At 43.6% G+C, this 12,197-nt stretch carries 6 protein-coding genes; 2 read left to right on the forward strand and 4 right to left on the reverse strand.

The window, feature by feature from the left end; translation table 11 throughout:
- Positions 1-31: 31 nt before the first annotated feature.
- The gene (locus LBH98_06850; protein ID MDR0304466.1) at positions 32-1,078 is read left to right on the forward strand and encodes an SUMF1/EgtB/PvdO family nonheme iron enzyme; all 1,047 of its coding nucleotides are present in this window, start codon (positions 32-34) and stop codon (positions 1,076-1,078) included.
- A gap of 30 nt (positions 1,079-1,108) precedes the next feature.
- Here LBH98_06850 and LBH98_06855 read toward each other — a convergent pair whose 3' ends face one another.
- The 4 genes from LBH98_06855 to LBH98_06870 form a co-directional block, all read right to left on the reverse strand.
- The gene (locus tag LBH98_06855) at positions 1,109-2,317 is read right to left on the reverse strand and encodes an argininosuccinate synthase (protein ID MDR0304467.1); all 1,209 of its coding nucleotides are present in this window, start codon (positions 2,315-2,317) and stop codon (positions 1,109-1,111) included.
- Positions 2,318-2,409: 92 nt separating this feature from the next.
- Positions 2,410-5,355: a cellulase family glycosylhydrolase gene (locus LBH98_06860; GenBank protein MDR0304468.1), complete on the reverse strand. Its 2,946-nt coding sequence runs from the start codon at positions 5,353-5,355 to the stop codon at positions 2,410-2,412.
- 87 nt (positions 5,356-5,442) lie between these two features.
- Entirely contained in the window at positions 5,443-6,792 is a 1,350-nt protein-coding gene (locus LBH98_06865) for an outer membrane protein transport protein (GenBank protein MDR0304469.1), read from the reverse strand.
- 58 nt (positions 6,793-6,850) lie between these two features.
- Positions 6,851-10,162 (reverse strand): carbohydrate-binding protein, encoded by a 3,312-nt coding sequence (locus LBH98_06870; GenBank protein MDR0304470.1) that lies wholly within the window; start codon positions 10,160-10,162, stop codon positions 6,851-6,853.
- Between the two features lie 327 nt (positions 10,163-10,489).
- On the opposite strand from LBH98_06870, the gene LBH98_06875 reads away from it, so the two are divergent.
- Positions 10,490-12,197: methyl-accepting chemotaxis protein (locus tag LBH98_06875; protein ID MDR0304471.1), on the forward strand; the 1,708-nt coding region annotated here is incomplete at its 3' end.

Genomic DNA, 12,197 nt, shown 5'->3' on the forward strand with positions numbered 1-12,197 from the left:
AAAAAACTTTTAATAAAACAAGGAATTTCCTATGAAAACGGTTCAAAATTTAACTAAAATGTTTAGCGCAACGGTCGCCGCATTATTTTGTGGGTTTTTAATAAATTGTTCCGACCAAACAGGCGGCGTGAATCCGTTGAACAATACTTATAGGTTAACCGTAATCGCCGGCATTGGCGGAAACGTAAATCCGTCCGCTGCGTCTTACCGTAAAGTTGGAGAACATATTGTGATAACGGCGTCGCCATTGCCGCAATATTCGTTTTTAAGCTGGACGACGACAAGTGACAGTGTTGTCTTTACCAGTGAGGACAATGTGGAAATTTCGTTTATTATGCCAGCCGCCGCAGTAACGGTAACAGCGAATTTTCTGCAAAACAGCGACGGCAACGGTAATGACGGCGATACCAAAACGATAGCGGGAATAGAATGCGTTCTTGTAAAAGCCGGAACGTTTATGATGGGCAGTCCGACAAGCGAAAGCGGACGAGAAAATGACGAAACACGGTATAAGGTAACGCTCACCAAAGATTACTGGATAAGTAAATATCCCGTAACGCAGGCGCAATATAGGTCGGCAATGGGTAATAATCCGTCATATTATAAAGGTGATAATAAACCGGTAGAATATTTAACTTGGGACGATGCAAACGCATTTTGTAAAGCGGCGGGCGGACGCTTACCCACGGAAGCCGAATGGGAATTTGCCGCGCGTGGCGGCAATAAAAGGAAAAACTATATTTACAGCGGAAGCGATAATTTGAATGAAGTGGGTTGGTATTGGGGTAATAGTAGCAGCGGCACACAACCGGTCGGTCAAAAGAAGGCTAACGAACTTGGCATATACGATATGAGCGGGAACGTATGGGAATGGTGCAGTAACTGGTATGGCAGTTATCCTACAGGTTCAGCAACCGACCCTGCAGGACCGTCTTCCGGCTCTTACCGCGTGTTTCGCGGCGGCGGCAGTTGTTGCATCATTTCGCAGCTTTGCCGTGTTGCCAGCCGCTACAACGGTGCGCCGTCTATTCGCACCGCCTGTTTGGGCTTTCGCGTCGTATTCAATTCATCTGATTAGCGCCGCAGGTAAAAAATCGTTAATTATAAACTACTTTTTGCCAATCAATCCGGCAACTTTCATCGGCAGTCCATAGCAACGAATAAAACCAGTCGCATCTTTCATATCGTAAAAATCGCTTACGTTAAACGACGCCAATTCGTCCAAATAAAGCGAATAAGGCGATTTCGCTCCGGCAGGAACTATATTCCCTTTGTAAAGTTTAAGTTTGACAACTCCGCAGACTCTTTCCTGCGTTTTATTAACAAACGCGTCAAACGCCTCCCGAAGCGGACTGAACCATCTTCCGTCATAAACCAAATCGGCATATTTTAATGCGATTTCCTGTTTTGCCCGAAGGGTGTTTCTGTCCAAAACCAATTCTTCAAGATTAGCGTGAGCGGAATACAAAATCGTACCGCCAGGAGTTTCATAGACGCCGCGCGATTTAATCCCTACCAAGCGATTCTCAACCATATCTACGTGTCCGACGCCGTGTTTCGCACCGATTTCGTTTAATTTTGTAAGAAGTTCAACCGTCGAAGAATATTTTTTACCGTTAATTGCAACCGGAACACCCTTTTCAAACTCAATTTCGACATACTCAGGAGTGTTAGGCGCTTTTTCAATTGTGTTCGAAATCGTATAAACTCGGTCCTGCGGTTCGTTCCAAGGATTTTCAAGTTCTCCGCCTTCATGTGAAATATGCCAAATATTGCGATCCTCGGAATAAATTTTTTCTTTACTTACCGAAATCGGAATATTGCGCTTGTTTGCGTAATCAACGCATTCCTCGCGCGATTTGAAATTCCAGCGGCTGTCTTTCCAAGGCGCAATGACTTTGAGCTGCGGAGCAAGAGCCATATATGTCAGTTCAAAACGAACTTGATCGTTTCCTTTTCCGGTAGCGCCGTGAGCCACATACGCAGCGCCTTCCCGCAAAGCGATCTCGACCTGTCTTTTTGCTATAAGCGGTCTGCCGAAAGACGTCCCCAATAAATATTTGTTTTCATAAATCGCGCCCGCTTTCACTGTCGGATAAATATAGTCTCGAATAAATTCTTCTCGTTGGTCTTCAATAAACGCCTTTACCGCTCCGGTTTTCAACGCTTTTTCTTCAAGACCGTCCAATTCTTCCGCCTGTCCAAGGTTTCCGCAGACGCAAATGACATCGACGTCGTAATTTTCTTTAATCCATTGAACCATAACCGACGTATCCAATCCGCCGGAATACGCAAGTACACACTTTTCTTTCGACATAAAAACTCCTTTTTGCCGGAAAATACTATTAAGCGAATATCAGCTGCAAACAAAACAGAACGTTTTCTTTACGAAAATTTGGCAAAAAAGCGCTATATATTTCTTTTCACTCCTAATTTCGTTGAGTAATTATAAACCTTACCGCTTGCGTCTTTCGCTTCGACAACAAGCAAATACGAACCGTTTGCGACAATTCTGCCGACGGAATTTGTCAAATCCCAAACTATCGCCGCCGATTCCGAATTACGCACTGCGCATTCCGAATTAAACACGACGTTTCCCGTATTGTCGTAAACGACAAGATTTATTTGCGTCATTTTCGGCGTTTTAACCAAAATCTTTGCGAAATCGGAAACAATCGGATTTGTTTCAAGTAAAATTCCAAACTTATCGCTGCGTACTTGTTTCGCTTTAATAGGCGTCGGATCTTCTACAATCAAACGAAGCGACGCGTCGTCAAAGATTATATTGTAATTGTCGGCGGACAATTCGGATTTTGCCGAAAGTTGCAAACGGTAATCTCCCACATACTGACTTTGCAAATATCCGCAAGATACGACAATCTCAGATTTTTGAAACACTATGTCAAGCGTTCCGCAATGAATAACTTTTTCTTCATTATCGCCGCCGACAAAACCGACAAATGTAACATAATTGGAAAAATCCGGAACGGTACCTCCCAAACTTATCGTAAATTCTTTCGGATCAAGAGCTATGAACAAATCTTTCTTTACAATTGTGAAAGAACGCGTGATATTCAAATCGGCATAACTTCCTTTACCTGTGATTTTCACCGTCGCCGTACCTGCGTTTGTATTGTTTAAGTACGAAACGTCATAATCCGCCTGTGAAAGCGTCGCGCCGTTGACGACAACGGAAGTCACGCTCGGAGTATGCGCAGAACCGTTATATACAAAAACGCCGGACTGCGGAATTTCAAGAATAGCCGAAGTGTCCGTCACAGAAACCGTTATGTTTTCAATGTTTACCGCGCCTGTGGAAACTATACGTAAAGTTTGCTGTCCGTTTGAAAGTGAAATATTTGTTTTTACGGGAGTAAACGCAAACCAGTCGTTTCCGTTTGACACGGAAAGCGTCCCCAGACGCGTAGTTCCCGTGAATATAGAAATCGTACGTTCTTGAGCGTTGGTTCCGCCGACAGCCGCCCGAACGCTCAAATCATATTGTCCGCTTTGAGCGACATCTATTAAATATTCTAAAGACGAGCCGTTCTCTAAATTGCCGGCGTATTTTCCGTATTGGTCGTTATTGTCTTTTATCTCACCGCTTTTTTTAGAATAATCAAGCGAATTGAAAGTTCCCGGAACATTTATCACTGTCGCCTTTTTCCCATACACTTCAAACTCATAAAGCGAATAACCGTATTGTTGTCCGTTTATCGTCGCTCTTTGGGTCGCGGTTACTCTGACATATCTTGCAAGAATATCGCTCACTTCAATATTATTCACTCCTCCAGTTCCGCTTGTTTCGTCTTTAACGGTCGTCCACGCGACGTTGTCCGTTGAAACCTCGACTTTGTATCCTACCGCAAAAGCCGCTTCCCAAAGCAAACGAATTCCGTTTAAGATATAACTGTCCTGCAAATCCACCTTAATCCACTGGGCTTGATCTGAATGAACGGAAGCCCACCTTGAACTTGCCGAGCCGTCGTTTGCGTTGTTTGCCGGAAAACTACCGACATTGCCGCTTTCTTCGCTTGAAGCGTTTATATTTTTGTTAAGCGCCAAGTTTGCCGTGGTAAAAGGATTACCGCCGCCTATAGTTCCGGGCATTTTCTTTATAATCTCATCCCGTACCATCGTATTAGCCCAGCCGTTACTCGTAGCGACTTTACCCCACTTATCCCGAATTTGCTGTTCGGAATCGTTGAAAACATTTACATCGCCTGGAGTGTGATTGTAAATACCCCAAGACGAATTATTCTTAACTTTATAGGTCCAGGAGGTATAGTGCCATCCCGCATCATTATAAGTAGTCAACGCAAAGTCCCACGCTCCTCTTAATCCGAAACAGGTAAATTCTCCTATAAAAGTAGGATTGCCGTGATTTGCGCTACGAACTTCACTGACGCGCGCCGTGTAAAAATCTTTTTGTCCTTGCTCGTCGCTCACATTATCCCAAGAATAATGGTGATACTGATACACCACGTTCGTCCAACCGTATTGAGTCGTTTTCGGCAGATTGCCGGTTCCCCAACAGCTTTCCATACAAATAATATGTTCGGGGTCGTACTTGCGGATTTCTTTGTAAATCTTATCATAAACATCCCATTGAGTTTTATTGGTAACGCCTGCTTTAGGCCCCGGCTCGTTGAGAATGTCATACATCGCCACAGTGGGATTATCTTTGTAATGTTTTGCGATTTCACCCCAAAGCCAAACGGTTTTTTCCTGATTGTAAGCCGCGTTGGCGGCGGTATAAAGTTCCCATCCGCCGTTTACTTCTCCAGAATGGTCTTGTCCGTTTTGCGAACCGAACGCGCCGTGCATATCCAAAATTACATACATTCCGCGTTTTTGGCAATTTTCCACAAACCAGTCAAAGCGTTTAAAAGCGTCAGGTTTTAACGTGTGACGATTCGCACCGTCATCGACATAAACTAAGTTCATATAAGTGAAAGGCAGACGAATAACGCTCATTCCCATCGCCGCGCAATTGTTAAAGTCCGTTTCAGTCCAGTAATTGTCTTCATAAATCGCTATCAGTTCGTCGCGTTTTGCCGCACCGAACCTGCTTTTCAGTTGGTTCATTATAGTCACCTGATCATGAGCGTTTGCGTTAACCGGAGTCATCCAAGGTTCGTGCACAAGCCAACCGCCGGCATTCACTCCGCGCAAATAAACTCTCTCGCCATTGGTATTGACGATATGCCAAGTCGATTTTGGGGTCGAAACATTCCAAATTTCGTTTGAAGCGCCCGTACTGACTTTAAGAAAATCTTTCTGTGCGATTTGTGCGAAACCGTTTGTGCAAATCGCCAAAAGCGCTAATACCGAAAATAAAAATTTCGACCTCATAAATTCCCCTTTTTTAACGCTTATATTATATATGCAAAATTCAAATTTTTACCGTAATTTCTTCAAGATTTTTATGCGTTCGCAAAACTAAAACTTGAAACTTAAACCTATAGACGGCACAAACGCCTCGACTTTATATCCGCCGCTAAATCTACCGGGAGGATTAGGGCAAGAACCGTCTCTGTTAAATCCGTGAGAATAAAGAAACGCAAAATCGATCGACAACATTTCAACGGGACGAAACGAACCGCCTGTCGTAACTCCCAATTTGTTTGTACTGGGTGTTTCCGGATTTAAAAAGTCGTCAGGAACAGGCGTTTGGTCATAATAAATTCCAAAACGCAAATCAAATTTTTCGTGAAGCCCTATCTGTGTACCCAAACGATAAGCAAAAGTATTTTCGTATTTCTTGGGATTGACCACCGTAGTAATATTGTGGAATACCAAATTAAGTTTATCGTAAGCGCCCCAGTTTACCCACTGCAAATCAAAATCAAGAAGCAGTTTTTCAACAGGTCTGAACGAAACGCCGACATTCATATTCGCCGGTAAAGGAAGTTCCGCTTCAAACGTTTTTGAGTTAAACATTGTAAGTTCCGGTGGAATGTTCGGAGCCGCCGGTTCAGGCGACGAACTATTAATTCTGCTGATTATTCGATTCAAAGAGTCGATATCGTTTCCGGCGGCGATTTTCGCGTCGCCTTTGCTGACTTTTGCTTTTACGCCGGAACGGTAAGAAACGCCGAACGCAAGTTTATCTTTAATCGCTTCAAACAAAATACCGGCATTTACGCCTACGGCGACATCCGCCTTACCGGAAAGTTCCAAATTAACGCCGTCTTTGTTTCTGTCGAGAATTTGGCCTACGTCCGAATCATAGTAAGCAAGCGGTCTATAAGCTTCAAGCGATTTTATAGGAGCGAGTTGTTTGCTTTGCTCAAAATTTCCGAAATTAATCGTCGGACCGGCGCCGACACTCACTTTGTCGAGAATATTAACCGCAAAAGTCGGCTGTAAGGCGAAAACTTTCAAAGAAATATCCTGAATAAGTCCCGCCCCTTCCCAATTTTTATCCCAACTCGCCGAATTTCCGTAGGGAGTCGTAAAAGAAAGCCCTAAAGAAATTAAGCGTTTAATATTTCCGGCGGCATAGAAATAAACAGGCGTCGAAGGATTATTTTCAGGCGTCGCATGTCCGTTTACACCCCAAAACTGTACTTTAGGAATAATCATAGTCACACCGCCGGAAGCGTCAAATTTACTGTCTAAAAATCCAAGCGCACCCGGATTAAAGTGCATACTTTCCGAGCCAAGTTTAAGTCCGGCGCCCGTATGCGCCATCCCAAGCTGCCTTGCACTGAGAGTATTTACCTGATACGCTTCCCCAAACAGAAACGAGCACGCCGCCAGAATAACGGCAAAAGTTAATTTTTTCATTAAAACCCCTTATTTTTAAGTTGATACTTACCGCAAATATTAAAAATCCGAATCATTTTTATCTCTTTATACCCAGCCTTGCCGAATATCTGTAAGTTTTTCCACTCACGCCTTTCGCTTCGACAACCGTCAAATATGAACCGTTTGCCACGATTCTGCCTGTCGAATTTTTCAAATCCCAAGAAATATTCACAGAATTTCCTTTGGTCTTTACGTCATTTTTCGCAAATACCAAATTACCGGCATTGTCATAAACGGCGACTCTCACCGTCGCATTTTCAAGCGTCCTGATTTCAAACTTCGCATACGCCGAAATAACGGGATTAAATTCTATTATTATACCTTGTTTGCTATCGCGAATATATGTGTTTTTATTCGGCGTATTGTCAGGGTCGGTAACTATAAGCGCCAATCCGTCGTCAAAAACCGCCGTATAATTATCCGCTTCAAGTTCGCCGTCAACCCTTATGGTTATAGGATACGCGCCAGGAGCGTTTATATAACTCGTGTCAGGCTCATCGTCGCCATTATCGTCGATTATCATTTTGCCATAATCATATTCTGTTATAATATCGTCCCAAGTTAAGGCTCTCCCGTCTATTTTGAATACTCCAATGCTATCCGTAGAATATATCCCCTGTATCGACAATGAACACGCAGGGAAAATAATAACTTGCGGGTTGTATTGTGTATATACGGTATCGCTTCCCTCAAAAGTGAAAAATACCGGCTTCTTAACTATCATGAACGGGACGGATTTTGACAGTCCCGCATACTCATTCTTTCCTGTTATTATTACCGTCGCCGCGCCCGCATTTGTATTGTTCGAATACGAAAGCGTATAATCGCCTGCGCTTATTTCCGTTCCGCTTATGGTAAAAGTCTTGAGTGTCGGCTTATATTCAAGCCCGTTGTAAACATATCCGTCTTGCGGTATGTCCAAAACTATTACCGTATCGCCTTCCTGTCGTTTTGCCACAGTAATCTTTTCTATGTTTACGGAACCCGTAGATTCCCACTTCAATAGCTGTATGCCTGCCGACAGATAAATATTGCCGCTTATCGGAGCGAACGCTTCCCAATTGTCGCCGTTTATTACCTGCAACTGAGTAAGTTTATCATCGCCGGAATAAACGCTTATTACTCTCTGCTTATTATTGTTTCCTGTCGCTGTGTTGAACGAAATTTTATATTCTCCGGCTAATGCGACATTTACCAAATATTGTGCAAACGACCCTTCCGCCAAATTACCCAAATACTGCTTTTCGTTAACGCTTACCTCCGAACTCTTATTAAGAAATTGCGTAGAACTAAATTGCCCCGGTATGTTTATGGCGGAACCGAACATTATATCCGATATGTTTACCGAACCGTTCGACTGCAATCTTAATATTTGCTTTCCAGCCGGTAATGTTATATTCGCCACTGTCGGATTAAACACAAACCAGTCCGTCCCTTTAGGGATGGTTATATCCGTCAATTTTGTCATAGAGGCGGCAGTCGCACCGGCAGAAACCGAAACACTTCTTGACACATCGCTATTTCTCGCCGTGTTAAGAACCATCGTATAAGTTTTTGCCTCCGCAACATTAATTACATAATCAACGTAAGAATTATCCACCAAATTACCTACATAGTGTCCGTTATCTGTAACTTCATTCGACTTACCCACAAATCCTGTAGAATTAAAAATTCCCGGAACGGACTTGGGGGTAGAATCACGCACAGACTTATTAAGACGTTTTGCCAATTGGTCGTAATAAAGCGATTTAGGCTCCAAAGCCGCCCCATCCCCAATACCTTCTTTATGGTCTTCCGGCGCCGTATTAACGTTACCGTAGCCACTGTTCATCTGGGTGGGAGTCGTCTGAACATTCTTCGCCGCCCCGCGTGTGCCTATTATATATCCATAACCGTGCTGACGGGAATCTATAATCCTGTTTGCATTATTTCCGCCCGGCCCCGCTATGCCGTTGGCATTCCAAAATACTGTCTGAGTTGACGTATGCCCGTGATAGTTACCCTTGGTGGCTCCATACGGACGAACGTTTGACTCTATAAAATCCTTGTTGAGATTTTGGTTGTCTATAAGGTTGGACATGCTAAGATACATGTGGAAATCGCTGCCGTAAACAGGGGTGTTTGACGTATGATTGTATATCACGTTTCCGTTTGCGTACGTATATTTGAAAGAATAACTGTGTCTTGCCGAAGTTGAGGAGCAGTTTGATATAAGAATGTCGCTTCCGCAAATATTCATGCCGTAACCGTTACCCCCCCCGCCTCGATATTGCGGATATGAGAAATCGCATTTATCTATGGTAAGGCGTGCGCTTTGATTTATGTCTAAGCCGTTGCTTGACATGTGCACCTGTTTTGAATTTTGCGCCTGATATGACGATATGTTACGCGCCCACCCGTTTACAACGCCGGAAAACTTTATAAGGAACGCCCCGTGTACTTTGGAGGCTCCCGTATTGGCTTTGTTATAATCTTCCTCTCCCCAGCCTGTCGCCGTAGGATTTTCCTTATTGCCTATGGAAAAATCCTGCACTCCCGTGTTCGTCGTTCTTGGCGTGCATTTATAAATTCTGGGATTGTCGCGTGTATTTAACCAGTAACGTGTAGGAATATCCAAAGTAAGTTTGTTGCCGTTTTTGGCGGTGATTTTTCTGTAGAAAACGGTTCCTAATCCAAGGTCGTTGCGATTGTCCCAAAAGCCGCTCATGTTATGGTCGTTTACCCAGCCTGTGGTTCTGTCGCTTCTTATCACTATCCAGTCGCCGACATTAAACGGCGCTGCGTTTTCAACGGTAATATCAAATTGAGGACTATCCGGCACGTTTGCCGTAATCTTTACAGCATTTCCTTCCATAGTCCCCCAGTTTCCGCCCTGTCCTACAAGTATTATCGATTTACCTGGCATATCTTCCGCATAACACCTTATAAATGTTTTACCGACTCCGTCGCCTTTAAACAAAATGTTACTTCCGCTTATCCTCAGTGCATAGTTATTATTCCCCTGCGGTTTTACCTTATATATGCCGGCAGGAAGATAAACCGTTCCGCCGCCGGCATTTTGCGCCGCAGTTATGGCGCTCTGAATTTGTACGGTAGCGTCATCCCCCCCTGTTTTGTCGGCATTGTAGGGTGATTTCGTAACATCGTAAATGTTCCCCGCAACGCTTGTCGGAATTTCTTTCTCTCCCTTTTCATAGCCCGCATAAGAAAAGTCATGCAAAAACTTACCGTTATATATAGTACCCGGCAACCAATCCGCCGGATAAAGCGTACTTCTCCATCCGAACGCGCCGGTTAAAATCCCCAATACCGCCAATACCGCCAAGTTAACCCGACAATTTGTTTTCATTGAATCCGCCTTTTACGTTTGCACACCGATAAAGTTTTATACATCCGAAATATACGAAATTATATACATTTTCGCTGGTTTTTATTTGGAAACACGAATTAAAAACAAATTATAATAAATTCCCCTTGCGTTATACAAAAAATTATTGTATTATAGTATATATACTATTCAATTTCAGCTTGCTGCGACTGACAGTCGCCTTTTGCAAAAAAATTCTTTGTGCATATTCACCAGAGAAAACAAGTAATAATTTCAGTTATTGGTCGCTTCCTATAGAGAAAGACGAACGGCGGAAATTATTGATTGTTTAATTTTTAGGAGGGGATTATGTTCAAAAATCTAAAACTAAGCACAAAAATCGTGTTTGGATGTCTGTCTGCGATTTCTTTAATCGTCGTATTGGTACTGGTTGTCGTCGTATTTCTTCAAAAAACCGTAGTAATGTCTGAGGAATACGTCACGGGAAACGAGGCGTTTGCGGAATTTGACGACGCTATGCTTAATTTTAACTACTATGCGAGTTGTTACGCGTATTCGCAAGACAAAGAATTCTATGAAGAAACGGTTAATCTTGAAAAAGAATTTTACGAATCCAAGGCTCCCGACGCTTACGAGTCCGTAGAAAAATCCCCAAACCCCGATTTCAAAGCCTTCAAAAGCGACATCGCCGACGTTTCCGACAAATTTGAGACATCGATGAAACTTTTTCGTTCGGTTCACGAAAATTATGAAGAAAAAAATCGACTTTACCGATACGTCGTCGTAGAAAACGGCGAAAATGCGGCAAAACAAATTGAAGAATTAAAATCAATGTTTGTGTTTGCGTCAAGAGAATGGGCGACCGCTTCAAACGTTGAAAATTGTCTGCTTAAAATGCAGATTGCTTATTGGCTTACAAAAGACGACGCTCAAGCCGCCGAACAAGTCGTTATATTGGGCGGGGAAACGTTGGCGCAGTTAGAAAAACTTGCCGATTACGGCGTTTCGCAAAGAGCAAAAACGCTCACGGAAAATCTTAAAAAATCGGTATCAAATTACATTTCGGGAATGAAGCCTATGATAGTAGAATATTCAAAAACCGGCGAAATCCTTGAAAAATTTCTACAAAGCAAAGATGAAACCGTAGAAACCAGCGGAGATCTATATTACGCCACGGTAAAAGCCGGACAAAAAAACACGGCAAGCGTTTCAAGGACTCTTCGCGCTTTGGTTTGGACGCTGCTTATCGGCTTGATCGTTTCAATCGCCATTATGTTCATTACGGTAAATACTATCGTCTTAAAAGCCTCGGTTAATCGCATTAACGAGGTAGTTGACGGAATTTCAACGGGCGCCGAGCGCGTGGCGTCCGTTTCCGGAGAAATTGCGAGCGCGGCGTTGGGAATGGCAAGCGGCGCAAATAAGCAAGTTTCTAATTTAAGCAATATTTCGTCGCTGTTAGACAACATCACCGGTATGTCGAAACGAACGGTCGAAAACGCAAGAAACGCAGACAACCTGGTCACTGACAGCGTAAATAAAGCAAAAGCGAGTCAGGAAGCGATGAGCCGGCTTGAAGACGCCGTAGTTGAAATTCGACAATCAAGCGACGAAACGGCGAAAATTCTCAAAGATATAGACGAAATCGCTTTCCAGACAAATTTACTCGCATTGAACGCAGCCGTAGAAGCGGCAAGAGCGGGTGAAGCCGGTAAAGGATTTGCGGTCGTCGCGGAAGAAGTCAGAAATCTTGCGCAACGAAGCGCCGAAAGCGCAAAAAAGACGGCCGAAATGATTGAGGAATCCCATAAAAGCAGTTTACGCGGCGTAACCTTGGCGAAAGAGACGTCTCAAGTAATCGGCGCTATTACGGAAGCGTCCGGTAAAATAGCGGATATTGTCGGTGAAATCACTACAGCGGCGGAAGAACAAGCGCAGGGAGTTTTGCAGATAGGCGCAGCCGTCGATGCTATGGAAACGGTAACGCATCAAAACGCTTCTTCGACCGAAAGATTGGCGGAAAGTTCGGAAGAACTTGGATCACAGGCGCTTTTGA

The organism is Chitinispirillales bacterium, assembly GCA_031254455.1.
Classification (GTDB): domain Bacteria; phylum Fibrobacterota; class Chitinivibrionia; order Chitinivibrionales; family Chitinivibrionaceae; genus WRFX01.